Consider the following 18,142-nt stretch of genomic DNA (forward strand, 5'->3'; position numbering starts at 1 on the left):
ATTTAAATGTTCCTTTTGGAAGGTTACAGAATGAAAAAAATCTTGGCAGCCACTATGTCGGCTTTATTGTTGGGCGCATGCGCCAGCGGCACCGGCACATCAATGAACGGCTTAGGCAGCGGCACCGGTATTGGCAGCAGCGTGGTGAAAATGGCGGTGGAAAACCAATGCCGCACCGAATTGAACAAACGCAACGAATGGCGCATGGTGGCTTTAGCCATGTCGGCTGAAAAACAAGAAGAATGGGAAAGCAAAATTTGCGGCTGTGCCAGCGAAGAAGCCCCTAATCAACTGACTGCCAACGAAATGATGCAGGTTTTGAGCCCAAGCACCCGCACGCAAGCCTTGGCGACTGTGACCGCCAAAACCGTGACTGCTTGTGTAAAACGCGTTTACACCGGTAATTAATTGTTCAGACGGCCTGAAAATGTTTCAGGCCGTCTGAAAGTTTTAATAATTCAACAAATACAGAGTAGAAAACATGAAATACATCAGCACGCGCGGTGCCACTGCGCCGAAATCGTTTAGCGAAGTATTATTGATGGGCTTGGCACCCGACGGCGGCTTGATGCTGCCCGAGCATTATCCGCAAGTGGATGAAGTGACCCTGCAAAAATGGCGCACGCTGAGCTATCCTGAGCTGGCGTTTGAAATCATCAGCCTGTTTGCTACTGATATTCCAAGCGATGATTTGCGTGATATTGTCAACCGCACCTACACTGAAGCAGCGTTCGGCACCAAAGAAATCACGCCTGTGCGCAGCCTTTCAGACGGCATCAAAATCGAAGCGTTGTCTAATGGCCCGACCTTGGCTTTTAAAGACATGGCGATGCAGTTTTTGGGTAATGCGTTTGAATATGTGTTGAACAAAGAAGGCAAGCAAGTCAATATTTTGGGCGCAACCAGCGGCGACACCGGTTCGGCGGCGGAATATGCTTTGCGCGGCAAAAAAGGCGTGAATGTATTTATGCTCTCGCCGGAAGGCAAAATGAGCGCGTTCCAACGTGCGCAAATGTTCAGCCTGCAAGACGAAAACATCCACAACATCGCCGTAGAAGGTATGTTTGATGACTGCCAAGACATCGTTAAAGCCGTGCAAAACGACGCCGAATTTAAAGCCAAATACCATGTCGGCACGGTTAACTCGATTAACTGGGGCCGCATCGTGGCGCAAGTGGTGTATTATTTCGCCGGCTATTTCAATGCCACTACCAGCAACGAGCAAAAGGTGAGCTTCTGCGTGCCGAGCGGCAATTTCGGTAACGTATGCGCCGGTCATATCGCGCGCCAAATGGGTTTACCGGTGCACCGCTTAATCGTGGCAACCAATGAAAACGATGTATTGGACGAGTTTTTCAAAACCGGCCGTTACCAACCACGCACCACCGAGCACACCCACGTGACTTCCAGCCCATCGATGGACATTTCCAAAGCGTCGAACTTCGAGCGTTTTGTGTTCGATTTGATGGATCGCGATGCCGATAAAATCCAAAGCCTGTGGGCTGAAGTGGCTTCGGGTAAAGGCTTTGATTTAAAAGACCAATTAGAAGAAATTCACGAAAAATACGGCTTTGTATCGGGCAAATCCACCCACGCTGACCGCTTGGCGACCATCCGTCAAGTGTACGAGCAAGACGGCGAACTGATTGACCCGCACACCGCCGACGGCGTAAAAGTGGCGCGTGACGTGCGCGAAGCGGGCGAAACCATTGTATGCTTGGAAACCGCTTTGGCAGCTAAGTTCGACCAAACCATTTACGAAGCAGTGGGCGATGTGACCATTCCGCGCCCTGCCGGCTTGGAAGGCTTGGAAGATTTGCCGCAACGCGTTGAAGTGGTGAAAAACGATGCCGAGCTGGTGAAAAACATCATTCGCAAAGCCTTGGATTAATCGCTCATTAGGCCGTCTGAACCTAATGGATTCAGATGGCCTGAAGCATGATTGAAAACGATTATTGTCAAAATATTAGAAAGTGCCGGCAACGGCTTTTGTTCATAGGAAAAGATTCATGTCATCAAAATTTTATACTGAAAAAGTGTTGTCAGTGCATCACTGGACCGATGCTTATTTCTCTTTCACTTGTACCCGCGACGAATCATTGCGCTTTGAAAACGGCCAATTTGTGATGATTGGCCTGATGGTTGACGGCAAGCCTTTGATGCGCGCTTACAGTGTGGCATCGGCCAACTGGGAAGAGCATTTGGAATTTTTCAGCATTAAAGTGCAAGATGGTCCTTTGACCAGTCGTTTGCAGCATTTGCAAGTGGGCGATGAAGTGTTGATCAGCAAAAAGCCGACCGGCACACTGGTGGCTGGCGACTTGAATCCGGGCAAGCATTTGTATTTGCTGAGCACCGGTACCGGCTTGGCGCCATTCTTGAGCGTGACCAAAGACCCTGAAATTTATGAGCAATTTGAAAAAGTGATTCTGGTACACGGTGTGCGCTACAAGCAAGATTTGGCCTATTACGACCATTTCACCAAAGAATTGCCGGAGCATGAATACTTGGGCGAGATGGTGAAAGAAAAATTGATTTACTATCCTGTGGTCTCACGTGAAGAATTTGAGCACCAAGGCCGCCTGACCGATTTGATGAAGAGCGGTAAATTGTTTGAAGACATCGGTTTGCCGCCGATGAATCCGCAAGACGACCGTGCCATGTTGTGCGGCAGCACCGCGATGAACAAAGACACCGCGGCCATTCTCGACAGCTTCGGCCTGACCCCGTCGCCAAAAGTTGGCCAGCGTGGCGATTACTTAATTGAGCGCGCGTTTGTCGATCAATAATCGCTGACTGCGTTTAGCCTTCATAAGGCCGTCTGAACAAATATGCTTTCAGACGGCCTTTCATGCAAAATAAAGGAGAAAAAATGAATACCGTTCAAATCAAAAACGTAACACTGGGCGCAGGCAGCCCGAAAATTGCCGTGCCGTTGGTGGCTAAAAATGCAGACGGCCTGCAACAAGCGATTGCCGGTTTGGCAGGATTGAGCTTCGATATCGTGGAATTTCGTGTCGATTTTTTAGACATCGCTGCTGATGCTGAAGCCGTGTTGGCGCAGACAAAAATAGTGCGCCAAGTCTTGCCGGATACGCCGCTGCTGTTTACCTTCCGCCGTGCAGTAGAAGGTGGCGAATGCCCGTGTAGCGACGATTATTATTTCGACTTGGTTCACCGTGCGATTGAATCGGGTTTGGTGGATATTATTGATATTGAACTGTTTGCCGGTGATGAAAAAGTGCAAGCAGCAGTGCAGGCTGCAAAGGCTAAAGGTGTGGCCGCTTTGTTGTGCAATCATGATTTTGATAAAACACCGGCAAAAGAAGAGATTACAGGCCGTCTGAAAAAAATGGAAAGCTTGGGCGCGGATATTTGTAAAATCGCGGTGATGCCACAAAGCGCTGCTGATGTGTTGACCTTGCTGGATGCTACGCAAGAAGTGTACCAAACCGCCAAGCAACCGATTGTCACCATGTCAATGGGCAAGCTCGGTGTGATCAGCCGATTGGCCGGACAAACCTTTGGCTCGGCCATGACCTTTGGTGCCGCAGCCAAAGCATCGGCGCCGGGTCAGATTGGTGCGAATGATTTGCGTCGGATTTTGGATACTTTGGCTTAAGTGATTTAAAATTGGAATAAACAGGCCGTCTGAATTTCAGACGGCCTGTTTATTGGAAAGGCAAAAATGAATTGGCATATTAAAGTATTTACCGAATTGAGCCATCTTGAATTGTGGCAGATTTATAAAAGCCGCGTCGATGTTTTCGTGGTGGAACAAAATTGCCCTTATCCTGAAGTGGATGAAAAAGATTTACGCGCTCTGCATGTGTTCGCCGAACAAGACGGCCAATTGGCTGCGTATTGCCGCATTATCGCGGAAGATGCGTTGGTGAAAATCGGCCGCGTGTTGGTGGTGTTGTCTTTTCGAGAGCTGGGATTGGGCAGGGTGTTGATGCAGCAGGCTTTGCAAGCGGTGCAGCAGCGTTTCCCTCAGCAGGAAATCCATATTCAAGCGCAGCTTTATTTGCAGCGGTTTTATGAATCTTTGGGCTTTCATAAAGTTTCGGATGAATATTTGGAAGACGGCATTCCGCATATTGATATGGTTTGGCAGAATATTACATAAAGCAAAGAGCTTATCTGTTTATAGAAGCCGTCTGAACCTAATCTCAGACGGCATTAGCTTATTTAATTTGTAGTCTGTTTCAAATAAAAATACAGCATTGCTAGCCACTTTATGTAGTGGGCGTACAAGGCCGTTGTAGCAGTTTTATCTTATTTTTATTTTAACCAGCTATAGACGGCCTAATGATATTTGCCGCCATCTTTCGGAATCAATAGCGCAATCGACAAGCAGGAGAGCAAAGCGAGTACCAACATCAGCCATAAAGCGGCTTGTGCGGCTTGGTGCACACCTGAAGCTTGCAAGGCGCTGAATACCGTGGCACCGGTGGCAATACCGAAAGATGCACCGAGTGCGCTCGCCATTTTATATACACCGGCCGCCACACCGGCTTTTTCCAGCGGTGCATTGACCATCGCGCAATCGGCCGATGGTGTAGCATAGCAGCCTAAACCAAAGCCAAACAGTGCAAAGGAAACCACCACTTGAATCATGTAGGTTTCGTGGCTGACGTTGGTCATTGATAAGCCCAAAATGCCTGTGGCAGTAATCAATACGCCGATGAGCATGGGTTTTTTATAGCCGAATTTTTGCAGCAGCTTCTCGCTGACCCGAATCATGATTAACACTATCGCCAAATAGCCCAGCGATTTCAAACCGGCTTCAAAAGGCGTTAAACCGTGGCCTTTTTGCAGATAAGTGTTGATGATGAAAATGGTGCCTGCGGTGCAGTTGAGCAGGAAATTGGATAAACATGCGCCGTTGTAGCCGCGGTTTTGAAACAGTGAAAAATCCAAAAAAGCCGCCGATTTTAAGCGGATTTCGGTGCGGAAAAACACGATGGCCATCACGATAAAGCTGATGAGCATGGCTAAAGTGAAGGGGTGGCTGAAGCCTAAGCGAAAACCTTTGGTAATCAGTAAATTAAGCGCGAGTAAACCCAATACGCAGGAAAACAGGCCGATGTAATCGTAGCGCGTGATGGCAGTTTGCGGTGATTTGCTTTCCGGTGTACCGCGCATCAACAGCATGCCGATGATGGAAATCGCAATCGAGAGCAGGAAAATACTCTGCCAACCCAAATAAGTGGCGATGGTGCCGCCGACAAACGAAGACAAGCCCGAGCCGCCGAACGAACCAATTGCCCAAAAGCTAAACGCACGCTGTCGCGCAGCGCCGTGGTAATAATTTTTGATGATGGAAAGCGTGGCCGGCATGATGCAGGCTGAAGCCAAGCCCTGAAACACACGCCCTAGACCGAAGCTGACAGGACCTTGGGCAAAATACAAAAATAAGCAGGCAACGATGTTGAGCAGGAAGCCGATATAAGTCAGGCGCACGCGGCCGAATTTATCTGCCAGCCCGCCCATCAACACAATGAAGCAACCGGAAAACAGCGAGCCCAAACTAATCACCGCATTGAGTGATGTATCCGGCATGGCAAGGCTGCGTTGAATATCAGGCGCAACGTTAAACACAGCCTGATAAAACAGCCAAAACGTCAACACGCCCAACACCATGCCGAAAAGCAGGCGGTCGTTGCCTTCAAATGGTTCAGAATATTTTTGCATGATGATTATCCTAAAAAATATTCAGACGGCCTTAAAATGCAGATACAGGCCGTCTGAAAGATTAGCGTAAATATTTTTCAGTTAAAGCGCACCAATAAGCTGCCGCCGGCACGATAATCTTGTCATTGAAATCATAAAGCGGATTATGCACCATACACGCGCCCGGTTCGTCGCCGTTGCCGACAAAACAATAATTGCCGTTGGGATTGGCTTCCAGCATGAAGGCAAAATCTTCGCTGCCCATCAATGGCGGTGCAGTATGCACTTTTTCTGCGCCAAATAATTCGGTGGCCACTTCTCGGGCAAAGCGTGTGGCTTCAGCACCGTTGATTAAAGGCGGGCAGCCGTTGATGTGTTCGATGGTGGCAGTTGCGCCGAAGCTGCTGGCCTGCGCTTGAGCAATTTCACTGATGCGCCGGCACACCAATTCGCGCACTTCCGGCTTCAAGGTGCGCACAGTCAGTTTCATCAAAGCTTTGCCGTTAACCACATTGGGCGCATCGCCCGATTGAATACAGCCCACAGTCACCACGGCTTGATCGAGCGGGCTGACATTGCGTGACACAATACTTTGCAGGGCAATGGTGATGTGGCAGGCAACCAAGGTGGCATCTATGCCGGATTCGGGCATAGCGCCGTGACCGCCGACACCTTGAATGTGAATATGAATCGTATCCGATGACGCCATCGCCGAGCCTTCGCGGAAGTAAAATTCACCGGTTTTCATTTTCGGCATATTGTGTAAGCCGAAAATCATGTCGCAAGGAAACAAATCAAACAAACCGTCATCCAGCATCACACGGCCGCCGTAAAGCAATTCTTCTGCAGGCTGGAAGATGACGCGTAAGGTCCCGTTGAAATTACGGGTTTCTGCCAAACGTTGAGCCGCTGCCAATAAAATGGTGGTGTGTCCATCATGGCCGCAGCCGTGAAATTTGCCGTCTATTTTGCTGCGCCAATCGTGCGTGCTTTCTTCATGAATCGGCAGCGCATCCATATCCGCACGCAAGCCGATGGTTTTATTGCCGTCGCCGTTTTTTAATGTGTCGACCACGCCGGTTTTGGCCAAGCCGCGATGCACTTCATAGCCCCATTGCTGAAGTAAGTCGGTAATGATGTCGCTGGTGCATAGTTCTTCAAAACCAAGTTCGGGGTGTTGGTGGATTTGGCGGCGTAGGCGGGTAAATTCTTCTTCTCTTTGTTGCAGCGTTTGCAGATGGCTCATGGCATTTCCTTTGAATTTTTCTGAATTATTTTAGGTAGAAAAGTTCAACCATCGTAGCAACTTTGTTAACAATGCGCAAATACAAAAAGGCCGTCTGAAATATTTTCAGACGGCCTTTGATGATTGAATGTTATTGCGCTTTCAAGCGGGCAATGCGGTTATCCAAAGATGGGTGGGTGCTCAACAGGGAATCTTTGCTTTCGCTGGCGATACCCATGGCATTCATTTCTTGTGGCAAATCGCTTCCGGCACCTTTCAAACGTTGCAACGCAGCAATCATTTTCGGGGCGCCAACCAATTTGGCAGCACCGGCATCGGCGCGGTATTCACGTTGGCGGCTGAACCACATCACGATGAGGCTGGCCAAGAAACCAAACACGATTTGTAACACCATGCTGACCATGAAATACATGCCGTTAGATGTGCTGCCGTCTTCATTGCGGGCAACTATACCGGAAACGATGCGGGCGAAGAACACAACGAAGGTGTTGACCACGCCTTGAATCAGGGTCAGCGTCACCATGTCGCCGTTGCCGACGTGTGCCATTTCGTGTGCCAACACAGCTTCCACTTCATCGCGGGTCATGTGGTCCAGCAGACCGGTGGATACGGCGACTAAAGAATTATTTTTGCTGGCACCGGTAGCGAAGGCATTTGGTTCAGGGGAATGGTAAATGGCCACTTCCGGTGTTTTCAAATTCCATTGACGCGCTTGGGCTTCAACGGTGGACAATAACCAAGCTTCTTCTTCGCTGCGTGGTTGGGTGATCACTTCCGCGCCAACCGAACGTTTGGCCATGGTTTTGGATAGCAGCAGGGAAATAATCGAGCCGCTGAAGCCGACAACGGCAGAATAAATCAACAGGCTGCCGACTTCAGCGGTGCTGTTGATGCCTAAAATAGCCAGAACGATACGGATAACGATCAGGACGGCAATATTGGTTGCAAGAAACAAGAAAATGCGTTTCACCGGATGGATTCCTTTATGTTGGTGTGTGGTTTGTTTTTATGCTGGCCGAGATAGCGCAGATTTGACGGTATTGTCTCAAAAAGGTTGATTTTAGGGAATAAGCTTTTGAGCAAAGGTATGCAAATCTGACTGTTAGTATCTGTTGGAAAATAGGCACTTGTGCAAATTTTTGGGCTAAATATCTAAATCTTACTTGAAATAATCAAAAGGCCGTCTGAACGTTTCAGACGGCCTTGATTCAGCCATGAAAGATTATGATTGGCGTTGTTTTTCCGCCATCATTTCATGCAGGGTTTTCTTCGCCGGTTTCATCGGCACGCGGCTATCCGTCCAGCCCAATTGTTTGCTTGGGGTTAAGGCGCGGAATTTGGTCGCTGCCCAGCCGAAGGCACGGTAGGCTTTTTTGCCGCTGAAAATGCCGTTAAACGTGCGCCATGCCATTTGTTCGCCAAAGGTATGCGATGCACCTTGGCCGCGAATCGGATGCGGCACCACTTCGCTTGGCGAGCGTTGGGCTTCTACGCGCAGACGTTGCATTTGCTCGGTAATCGGGATGCGCACCGGACACACTTCCACGCAAGCGCCACACATACTGCACGCAGTCGGCAGGTCACTGGTGCTTTCCAAGCCGAGCAAGTGTGGCGACAGGATTTCGCCAATCGGGCCCGGATAGGTGGTGCCGTAAGCTGCGCCGCCGATACGGGTGTACACCGGGCAGTGGTTCATACACGCACCGCAACGGATACATTGCAAAGTACGGCGCATTTGGTCTTCGGCATAGGCTTGCGTGCGGCCGTTGTCGAGTAATACCAAGTGCATTTCTTGTGGACCGTCCAACTCTTCGCTGCGGCGCGGGCCGGTAATCATGTTGAAATAAGTGGTGATGTTTTGACCGATGGCCGAGCGTGGCAGCAAGCTATACAGCGGCGGCACGTCCGACAATTTGGCCACAACTTTTTCAATACCGGTAATGGCAATATGCACCGGTGGCACGGTAGTCGATAAGCGGCCGTTGCCTTCGTTTTCAACCAAACACAAGGTGCCGGTCTCAGCGACGGCAAAGTTCACACCGCTCAAGCCCACGTCGGCAGTGCGGTAAATATCACGCAAGGCCATGCGGGCAAAGCCGGTGAGCTGGTCAACGTCATCGGTCAGCGGTGTGTCCAAATTTTGATGGAACAATTCGCTGACTTGCTCTTTAGTTTTGTGGATGGCAGGCATCACGATGTGGGTTGGCTTTTCACCGGCCATCTGAACAATAAATTCGCCCAAATCGCTTTCTACTGCACGAATGCCGTTGTCTTCCAAATAATGGTTCAACTCGATTTCTTCGCTAACCATGGATTTGCCTTTGACCATCAGTTTGCCGTTGTGGGCATTCATAATATTGTGAATGATGGTGCAGGCTTCAGCAGGCGTTTCCGCCCAATGCACTTTGACACCCAAGCGGGTGAGGTTGGCTTCGAGCTGCTCCAGCAAGTCAGGCAGGCGGGAAAGCGAGCGTTGGCGGATGTGTTCGCACAAATCGCGCAGGGTTTGCAATTCTTCTTCGTCTGACAACACGGCTTTGCGCTTGGTCATCAGCATATCCATTGCCGTGCGTAGGCTTTTGCGCAATGGTTTGTCCTGCAGCGAAATGGCGCTGTTTTGCTTAAAGGTTTCCGGCTTCATATGAAATTGGATGGTTTGACTGCTCATACGGTTTCCTCCAAATCGGCAGGTGAAATGTGATCAGGCAGAATCGCCAGCACGACCAAATCGCGTGGGCCGTGTGCACCGTAGGCCAGCGTTAATTGGATGTCGGCGGTTTTCGATGGGCCGGAGATGAGAATCACGTTGGTCGGCATACCATTTTCAACCAATTTTTCGCCTTCAACGGCATGGTGGAATTCACCATACATTTTGCTGGTGTCAAACAAGCAGAAATGCACCGGAGGCACCAAGCTCAAGCTGCGTGGTTGCTCGGGGCTGGATTCCAGCATGATGGTGCCGGTGCGGGCTATGCCGCATTTTGAGCCGCTGAAACCGGCATCGACTTGTAGGAAAAATTCGTCTTTCCACTCTTCAATCTTACGGTCGAACGACAAGGCTTCGATGTTGCTGCCTTCCAAAGCGGCTTGGGCTTTGAGGCCGTCTGAAGTTTGTAATGGCAATAAAATGTTTTTCAGGCCTTTTTCTTCGGCAGCTTGGCGGAACACTTGCGGCCAATTGTCACGGGTCACCCAATAAATCTCGGTTTTCACCGCGCGCATGGTCACCGCCCAATGTTTCAGACGGGCGATTTCGCTTTCCCAAGTCATTTCATTTTGGCGGTAGTAATCAGTAGTGTTCGGCTCAATCATCGGGTAAGCATCGGCTTTTCTCAGCTTGGCCAGAATATTGTCGCGTGCGCTCATGCTTTACCTCCTGTGCGTTCTAATAAGAAGGTGGCAATGTGTTTTGGTGCCGGCATGTTAGGCTCGTCTTTGGCAATTTTGCCGCCGATATTCATCATGCAGCCACAGTCGGCGCTGATGATTTCAGTGGCTTGGGTTTCTTTCAATGCGGCGACTTTATCGCTGACCATGGCAGCGGAAATGTCGGGATGCTTAACCGAGAATGTGCCGCCGAAACCGCAGCACTCACTTTCGTGGTCGTGCACGATGCGCTCAACATTTTCCATGCCGTCAATTAGTTCCCAGCCAGAAAGATGCACATTCATTTCACGGCGTGCGGCGCAAGAAGTATGCACCGCCACTTTCACCGGCGCACCTTTGTCTTCAGGATGATAGCCGATGGCCAGCAGGAAATGGGTAAATTCGATAACTCGCTCGGCGATGTCTTTGGCTTTCGCTTCGTAAGGCGTGCCTTTAAACAAGGTCGGCCAATGGTGTTTCATCATGCCGCCGCATGAGCCTGATGGCACGACAATCGGCCAGTTTTCAGGAAATAAATCCAATTGCGCTTTGGCCACTTCAAACGCTTCTTGCGGGTGGCCTGAAGAATAAGCAGGCTGGCCGCAGCAGCTTTGATCCATCGGAAAATGGGTGCGAATGCCGTGCTGCTCGATTAAGGTCATGGCATCCATGCCGGCTTCGGGCATGAAGATGTCGAGAACGCAGGTGCCGAAGAAATAGGCGTCGGTCGGCACGCTGTCGAAACGGATAATGGGAGTAGGGTTTTTTGCGCTCATTTGGGTAGAAATTTCTTAATTGTAATGAGTAAAGGATAATTTTGTACTTTAAGTAATTCGATGTAATAGGTCAAGTTGAATTTTTCAAAATAAGTTTGCCGATAGATGGGCGGGGGCTAAAGAGCTTATGCCTTCTGATATTTTATATTTTGGTAATCATTATCATTAAATTTAAATTATAATTTATTCATATCGAAATGAAAAATAATTTTCAGACGGCATATTGTGATAAAAAACCTCAGGCCGTCTGAATCTATCTGAATGCAAAGTTTTTTCAGACGGCCTTGAAGCCTTAGTGGGCTTTAAATTCGGGTACAATGCCCGATATTGATGAAAAGAAACATTATTTAAGCCGAATCATGATGACCCAAGCTGCGAAACCTTCCCGCTGGCTGCCGCTGTTGATGGCCATTGCCATTTTCATGCAGATGCTGGATGCCACTATTTTGAATACCGCGTTGCCCAAAATTGCCGAAGATTTGCACGAATCACCGCTGAATATGCAAATGGCGGTGATTGTTTATACCTTAACCGTGGCACTATTGATTCCGTTAAGCGGCTATTTGGTTGACCGCTTGGGCACCAAAAAAGTATTTCTCGCTTCTATTTCGATTTTTATGCTGGGTTCGCTATTGTGTGCTGCTGCGCCCAATTTGCCGATGTTGGTGTTGGCTAGGGCGGTACAGGGGATTGGCGGCTCAATGCTGGTACCGGTGCCGCGTTTGACCATTTTGCGTGTGTATGAAAAGTCGCAGTTACTCAATGCGTTTAACTATGCGGTGATGCCGGCTTTAATCGGGCCGGTGTTGGGGCCGTTGGTGGGTGGTTATTTGGTAGAATATGCGTCTTGGCATTGGATTTTCTTGTTGAATCTGCCGATAGGCTTGATGGGTTTAATCGTCGGCTGGAAAATTATGCCTGATGTCAAAGGTGAGAAAACGGCCTTAGATTTGAGTGGGTTTTTGATGTTTGCCGCAGCGGCGTGCGCGTTGACCTTATCTGTGGAAATTGTGTCTCATGCCAATGCCGCTCCCTTTTCATTGCTGCTGGCGGCAACGGGTGCGGTGTTGATGTGGCTGTATTACCGTCATGCGAAAACCACGCCGAATCCAATTTATGCCGGCCATTTGTTTAAAGTGCGCACATTCCGCTTGGGCTTAACCGGTAATTTGCTCAGTCGCTTGGGGATTAGCTCGATACCGTTTTTGCTGCCTTTATTGTTTCAGGTGGCCTTTGGGTATAGCGCGAGCCTGTCGGGTTGGTTGGTGGCGCCGATTGCGCTGGCTTCGTTGCTGGTAAAACCCGCCATTAAGCCGATTATGGCGCGATTTGGCTATCGTAATGTATTGATTTGGAACACGCGCATTTTGGGTGTGTTGATTATGCTGTTGGCGATACCGGGTGCAGAAGCGCCGCTGGCGGTATGGGTGGTTTTATTGCTGCTGATGGGTACTTGCAATTCCATTCAGTTTTCATCGATGAATACGCTCACGCTGGCGGATTTACGCGGCTATCAAACTGGCAGCGGCAACAGCCTGATGGCGGTGAATCAGCAATTGGCTATTGCTTTGGGTATTGCGTTGGGCGCACTGATGCTTCAACTTTGGCGTGGCAGCAGCTTCGCGCAAACGGATTTGCATATTGCGTTTCAGCTCACTTTTATCGGCGTCGGTATGATTACTTTGCTATCCAGCCTGATTTTTAGCCGTCTACATGCTCTAGATGGCCAAAATCTTACAAGTTAGCAATAAAAATCAGGTAAAATGCGCAAAGCAACAATTTAAATTCATTTTTTCAGACGGTAAGCACGGAATAAACCTGCAGGGGTGTATAGTATTTTTCTGAGGCTATCTGAAAGCCATTATCTCAATGAAGACAACATTTTTAACATTCATGTTACCAGCGTTTCTTGTCGGCTGTGCCGCTTTGCCACCTTTAGACGAGCGGACGGAAAGTCAGTATATCGAAGTGGATTCTGCACCGCGCTTGGAAGCGATTTTAAAATCGTCACAACAAGGCGAGATTGACGATGATCCATCGACTTCAAGCATCTATTTGTTAAACGATGCACATGAAGCTTTTGTCGCACGCGCTGCTTTGATTGAAGCGGCCGATGTCAGCTTGGATTTGCAATATTATATTTGGCACAATGATATTACCGGACGTTTGCTGTTTAACCTGGTGCACCGTGCCGCCGAGCGCGGTGTACGTGTGCGCCTGCTTTTGGACGACAATAACACCAACGGCTTAGACAATGTTTTGCTTGCGCTCGACAGCCACCCGAATATCGAAATCCGCCTGTTTAATCCGTTTGTATCCCGTAAATGGCGTGCTTTGGGCTATCTCACCGACTTTCCGCGTCTTAATCGCCGCATGCACAATAAATCGCTGACGGCGGACAACCGTGCAACCATTCTCGGCGGGCGTAACATCGGCGACGAATATTTCCAAGTCGGTGAAGACACCGTATTTGCCGATTTGGATATTTTGGCGACCGGACCGGTAGTGACTGATGTATCCAAAGATTTTGACCGTTACTGGGCAAGCAATTCTTCCTATAATGCCACCAGTGTGATTAAAAAAGGCAGTATTAATAAAGGTTATCAAGAGCTTGAGAAGAATTTAGGCGACAGTCATGAGGTTTTGGCTGCATACCGCAAAGAGGTTGAAAACTCAGGTTTATTTCGATCTATGCAGGAAAATAATATCGAATGGTTTAATGTGCGTACCCGTCTGATTAGTGACGATCCGGCCAAAGGCTTAAACCGTGACCGCTCTAAGCAGCCGATTAGCCAGCGCTTATTTAATGCTTTGCAAAAACCGCAAGAGAGTATTTATTTGGTATCGCCATATTTTGTGCCGACCAAAAGCGGTACTGAAGTTTTGGCGCAAATGGCCAAAGAAGGGATTGACGTAAATGTATTGACCAATTCGTTGCAGGCGACTGATGTCGCTGCAGTGCATTCGGGCTATGTGAAATACCGCAAGCCCTTGCTTAAAGCTGGCGTGCATCTTTATGAACTGCAGCCCAACCATGCCGTGCCTAAAAGCAAAGACCGCGGCTTGACGGGCAGCTCGGCCACCAGTCTGCATGCTAAAACCTTTATTGTGGATGCTCAAAGGATATTTATCGGCTCATTCAACCTTGATCCGCGTTCGGCTCGATTGAATACCGAAATGGGTGTGGTGATCGAAAGTGCGGAAGTGGCCGGTATGATGCAGCGCAGCTTGGTGGAAACGACACCGAAATACGCCTATAAAGTGACCATGAATAAATTTCACAAGCTGCATTGGTATAATCCGGAGGACGGTAAAACCTACAGTAAAGAGCCGGAAGCAGGTTTTTGGAAACGTGTCACCGCGCGTATTTTGTCGTTTCTGCCGATTGAAGGTTTGTTGTAAGGCTGTCTGAAAAGCGAAAGGAAAAGCAATGAAACCGATTTGGAAAGCTTTGTTTTTAATTGCGAGTGCGACGCTGTTGGCTTCATGTGGCACCACCGCCAAAAAGTCGAAGAAAACGGTGAAAACTGCTAAGCAGGCACCGGTGCGTAAAGTCCAGCCTGTGCGCATCAGTCACATCGACCGCACCCACGGTTCGCAAGAAATCATGATTCAAAGTATGGGCTTGGTCGGCACGCCTTACAAATGGGGCGGCAGCACTACCGCCACCGGTTTCGATTGCAGTGGCATGATTCAATACATCTATAAAAACGCACTCGGCGTAAATCTGCCGCGCACCGCCCGAGACATGGCCGCTGCTTCGCGTAAAATCCCCGACAGTCAATTGAAACCGGGCGATTTGGTGTTTTTCAACACCAGCAAGCGCACCAAGTATTCGCATGTCGGCATCTACATCGGCAACGGCGAATTTATCCACGCACCAAGCAGCGGCAAAACCATTCAAACTGAAAAACTGGCCAAGCCGTTTTACGCCAAAAATTACTTAGGCGCGCATACCTTTTTTACCAATTGATGCCGTCTGAAAGCAGTATTTGTTAAGCCATTATTAAAGCCGTCTGAAAACGTTCAGACGGCCTTGGCACAATCAGAATAAGGAAACATCATGCACACAAAAGCCGTGTTAACTGTATTGAAAAATCTGCAAAACCACATCTGCGCCGCATTGGAAGCCGAAGACGGCGGCGCGGTGTTTGTGCGCGATGAATGGACGAGCAAACTTGGTAAAGGCGAATCACGCGTGTTGAAAAATGGCGCGGTGTTCGAGCAGGCAGGCGTGAATTTTTCCCATGTCAAAGGCGAAAAAATGCCCGCATCGGCTACGGCGCACCGCCCCGAATTGGCCGGAGCCGCATTTGAAGCCATGGGTGTGTCGCTGGTGATTCACCCGAAAAATCCGTATGTACCAACCAGCCATGCCAATGTGCGTTTTTTCATTGCTTATCCCGAAAACCAAGCACCGGTATGGTGGTTTGGCGGTGGCTTCGATTTGACGCCGTTTTATCCTTTTGAAGAAGACATTCTGCATTGGCATCGCGTGGCGGAAAATCTGTGCAGCCCGTTTGGCGCGGAAATTTATCCCGAATACAAAAAATGGTGCGACGATTATTTCTATCTCAAACACCGTGGCGAAACCCGCGGTGTGGGCGGCCTGTTTTTCGACGACTTAAACCGCTGGGATTTCGATACCTGCCTAAACTTTATCCAAGCTGTCGGCGAAGGTTATGTGAAAGCCTACCAGCCGATTGTCGCCAAACGCAAAAACACCGCATACAGCGAACGAGAACGTAATTTTCAACTTTACCGCCGTGGCCGCTATGTCGAATTCAATTTGGTGTGGGACAGAGGCACGCTCTTCGGCCTGCAAAGTGGTGGCCGCACCGAAAGCATTTTGATGTCGATGCCGCCACTGGTGCGCTTTGAATACCAATATCAACCGGAAGCAGGCAGTGATGAAGCGCGTTTAAACGAGTTTTTAACGCCGCGCGATTGGTTGAGTGAGTTGGCATAATCATAATGCTGATGCCGTCTGAAAGTCTTGTTAATTTTCAGACGCATCAATTTCAATAAGTGAAAAGCAAGTACAGTTATAGCAAACTCATCTTAATTTCGTGTTAGAAAATGACAAATTAAGATACTGATTTGCGCCTGATTGGTATAAAATAACGACTTTATTTTTGTTAACAATTTCCCTATTTTCAGACGGCCTTTAAATAGGCCGCCGCCATAAACAAAGGAACACAACATGCCGGACTACCGCTCCAAAACCTCTACCCACGGCCGCAATATGGCCGGTGCGCGCGCATTGTGGCGTGCCACCGGTGTGGCTGATTCAGATTTCGGCAAACCGATTATCGCCATTGCCAATTCGTTTACCCAATTCGTGCCGGGTCACGTTCACTTACACAATATGGGTCAGCTCGTTGCACGCGAAATCGAAAAAGCCGGTGCGATTGCCAAAGAATTTAACACCATCGCGGTGGACGACGGCATCGCCATGGGTCACAGCGGCATGTTATACAGCCTGCCGAGCCGTGATTTGATTGCCGATTCGATTGAATACATGGTCAATGCCCACTGCGCCGATGCGCTGGTGTGTATTTCCAACTGCGACAAAATCACCCCGGGCATGCTGATGGCGGCCATGCGTTTGAATATTCCGACTATTTTCGTATCCGGCGGCCCGATGGAAGCGGGTAAAGTCATCGGTGCGATTAATATTGCCGATGAGCGCCGTTTGGACTTGATTGATGCCATGATTGAAGCGGCGGACGACAATGTTTCCGATGCGCAGATTCAGGAAGTCGAGCAAAACGCGTGTCCGACTTGCGGTTCGTGTTCCGGCATGTTTACCGCCAACTCAATGAACTGCCTGACCGAAGCCTTGGGCTTGTCGCTTCCGGGCAACGGCTCTTACTTGGCTACCCATGCCGGCCGCAAAGATTTGTTCTTGGAAGCAGGCCGTCTGATTGTCGAGATTACCCGCCGCTACTACGAACAAGACGATGAATCGGTATTGCCGCGCAGCATCGCTACCAAAGCCGCTTTTGAAAACGCCATGACCATGGATATCGCCATGGGCGGCTCAACCAACACCATTTTGCACTTGCTGGCCGTAGCCAATGAAGCTGGTGTTGATTTCAAAATGGCTGACATCGATCGCTTGAGCCGCGTGGTGCCATGTATCTGCAAAACCGCGCCGAACAACCACGACTACTACATGGAAGACGTGCATCGCGCGGGCGGCATTTTCGGCATTTTGAAAGAGCTGGAAAAAGCGGGCAAACTGCACACCGACATTCCGACCATTCACGCGCCGACTTTGAAAGAAGCGATTGCCAAATGGGATGTCACCAATCCGGACAATACCGAAGCCATCGAGCGCTTCAAAGCCGCACCGGGTGGCGTGCGCACCACGCAGGCCTTCTCGCAAAACCGCATGTGGAAAACACTCGACCTCGACCGTGAAAAAGGATGTATCCGCAGCGTCGAACACGCTTATTCGCAAGACGGTGGCTTGGCCGTATTGTTCGGCAACATCGCCGAGCGCGGTTGCGTGGTGAAAACCGCCGGTGTGGACGACAGCATTCTGAAATTCACCGGCCGCGCGCGCGTATTTGAAAGCCAAGATGCTGCCGTAGAAGGCATTTTGGCTAACGAAATCGTGGCCGGCGACATCGTCATCATCCGCTACGAAGGTCCGAAAGGCGGCCCGGGCATGCAGGAAATGCTGTATCCGACTTCTTATTTGAAATCAAAAGGCTTGGGCAAAGCCTGCGCCTTGCTGACTGATGGTCGTTTCTCCGGCGGCACTTCAGGCTTGAGCATCGGCCACGCTTCACCGGAAGCAGCAGAGGGCGGCGCCATCGGTTTGGTAAACGAAGGCGATACTATTGACATCGACATTCCAAACCGCAGCATCAACCTGATGATTTCCGATGAAGAATTGGCACAACGCCGCGCCGAAATGGAAGCACGCGGCAGCCAAGCTTGGAAACCGGTCAACCGCGACCGCTACGTTTCCCAAGCCTTACGCGCCTACGGCCTGATGGCGACTTCCGCCGACAAAGGTGCCGTGCGCGACGTATCGCAGATCGAACGCTAATCGGCAGTAACAGGC

At 49.6% G+C, this 18,142-nt stretch carries 16 protein-coding genes; 10 read left to right on the plus strand and 6 right to left on the minus strand.

The annotated features are described in order from the left end of the window. The first annotated feature begins 30 nt into the window (after positions 1 to 30). From ACM67B_RS04875 to ACM67B_RS04895, 5 genes are all read left to right on the plus strand, one after another. A complete protein-coding gene (locus ACM67B_RS04875; RefSeq protein WP_416190389.1) occupies positions 31 to 408 on the plus strand; it encodes a hypothetical protein in 378 nt (125 codons plus the stop codon). A 73-nt stretch (positions 409 to 481) separates the two neighbouring features. Beyond that, positions 482 to 1,891, plus strand: a complete 1,410-nt coding sequence (thrC, locus tag ACM67B_RS04880; protein ID WP_416190390.1) for a threonine synthase — start codon at positions 482 to 484, stop codon at positions 1,889 to 1,891. Positions 1,892 to 2,009: 118 nt separating this feature from the next. Beyond that, complete coding sequence (locus tag ACM67B_RS04885) at positions 2,010 to 2,789, plus strand: ferredoxin--NADP reductase (protein WP_100562965.1); 780 nt, start codon at positions 2,010 to 2,012, stop codon at positions 2,787 to 2,789. 83 nt (positions 2,790 to 2,872) lie between these two features. Continuing rightward, entirely contained in the window at positions 2,873 to 3,622 is a 750-nt protein-coding gene (aroD, locus tag ACM67B_RS04890) for a type I 3-dehydroquinate dehydratase (RefSeq protein ID WP_416190391.1), read from the plus strand. A gap of 66 nt (positions 3,623 to 3,688) precedes the next feature. Further along, positions 3,689 to 4,129, plus strand: a complete 441-nt coding sequence (locus ACM67B_RS04895) for a GNAT family N-acetyltransferase (protein ID WP_416190392.1) — start codon at positions 3,689 to 3,691, stop codon at positions 4,127 to 4,129. Between the two features lie 179 nt (positions 4,130 to 4,308). Here the strand turns inward: ACM67B_RS04895 and ACM67B_RS04900 are convergent, their stop codons facing one another. From ACM67B_RS04900 to ACM67B_RS04925, 6 genes are all read right to left on the minus strand, one after another. Beyond that, positions 4,309 to 5,697, minus strand: coding sequence for an MFS transporter (locus ACM67B_RS04900; RefSeq protein WP_416190393.1), 1,389 nt, complete (start codon positions 5,695 to 5,697; stop codon positions 4,309 to 4,311). 61 nt (positions 5,698 to 5,758) lie between these two features. Next, complete coding sequence (locus ACM67B_RS04905) at positions 5,759 to 6,922, minus strand: M20 aminoacylase family protein (protein WP_416190394.1); 1,164 nt, start codon at positions 6,920 to 6,922, stop codon at positions 5,759 to 5,761. Positions 6,923 to 7,052: 130 nt separating this feature from the next. Then, on the minus strand, positions 7,053 to 7,892 hold the full coding sequence (htpX, locus tag ACM67B_RS04910) for a protease HtpX (protein ID WP_416190395.1): 840 nt from the start codon (positions 7,890 to 7,892) through the stop codon (positions 7,053 to 7,055). Between the two features lie 252 nt (positions 7,893 to 8,144). Continuing rightward, positions 8,145 to 9,590 (minus strand): LutB/LldF family L-lactate oxidation iron-sulfur protein, encoded by a 1,446-nt coding sequence (locus ACM67B_RS04915; RefSeq protein ID WP_416190396.1) that lies wholly within the window; start codon positions 9,588 to 9,590, stop codon positions 8,145 to 8,147. Continuing rightward, positions 9,587 to 10,288 carry a LutC/YkgG family protein gene (locus ACM67B_RS04920; RefSeq protein WP_416190397.1) on the minus strand — a complete coding sequence of 234 codons (702 nt, stop codon included), beginning with the start codon at positions 10,286 to 10,288 and terminating at the stop codon, positions 9,587 to 9,589. The genes ACM67B_RS04915 and ACM67B_RS04920 overlap by 4 nt, the downstream gene beginning before the upstream one ends. Beyond that, positions 10,285 to 11,064 carry a (Fe-S)-binding protein gene (locus ACM67B_RS04925; RefSeq protein WP_416190398.1) on the minus strand — a complete coding sequence of 260 codons (780 nt, stop codon included), beginning with the start codon at positions 11,062 to 11,064 and terminating at the stop codon, positions 10,285 to 10,287. The genes ACM67B_RS04920 and ACM67B_RS04925 overlap by 4 nt, the downstream gene beginning before the upstream one ends. 317 nt (positions 11,065 to 11,381) lie before the next feature. Between ACM67B_RS04925 and ACM67B_RS04930 the strand changes: the two genes are divergently transcribed. From ACM67B_RS04930 to ilvD, 5 genes are all read left to right on the plus strand, one after another. Further along, positions 11,382 to 12,809, plus strand: a complete 1,428-nt coding sequence (locus ACM67B_RS04930) for an MFS transporter (protein WP_416190399.1) — start codon at positions 11,382 to 11,384, stop codon at positions 12,807 to 12,809. 124 nt (positions 12,810 to 12,933) lie between these two features. Next, positions 12,934 to 14,466 carry a phospholipase D family protein gene (locus ACM67B_RS04935; protein ID WP_416190400.1) on the plus strand — a complete coding sequence of 511 codons (1,533 nt, stop codon included), beginning with the start codon at positions 12,934 to 12,936 and terminating at the stop codon, positions 14,464 to 14,466. Between the two features lie 28 nt (positions 14,467 to 14,494). Beyond that, positions 14,495 to 15,037 carry a C40 family peptidase gene (locus tag ACM67B_RS04940; protein ID WP_416190401.1) on the plus strand — a complete coding sequence of 181 codons (543 nt, stop codon included), beginning with the start codon at positions 14,495 to 14,497 and terminating at the stop codon, positions 15,035 to 15,037. A gap of 90 nt (positions 15,038 to 15,127) precedes the next feature. Beyond that, positions 15,128 to 16,033: an oxygen-dependent coproporphyrinogen oxidase gene (gene hemF, locus ACM67B_RS04945; RefSeq protein ID WP_416190402.1), complete on the plus strand. Its 906-nt coding sequence runs from the start codon at positions 15,128 to 15,130 to the stop codon at positions 16,031 to 16,033. A 234-nt stretch (positions 16,034 to 16,267) separates the two neighbouring features. After that, a complete protein-coding gene (gene ilvD, locus ACM67B_RS04950) occupies positions 16,268 to 18,127 on the plus strand; it encodes a dihydroxy-acid dehydratase (protein WP_416190403.1) in 1,860 nt (619 codons plus the stop codon). Positions 18,128 to 18,142: the final 15 nt, after the last annotated feature.

Origin of the sequence: Neisseria sp. CCUG17229, assembly GCF_047839235.1 — a bacterium.
GTDB classification, from domain to species: domain Bacteria; phylum Pseudomonadota; class Gammaproteobacteria; order Burkholderiales; family Neisseriaceae; genus Neisseria; species Neisseria brasiliensis.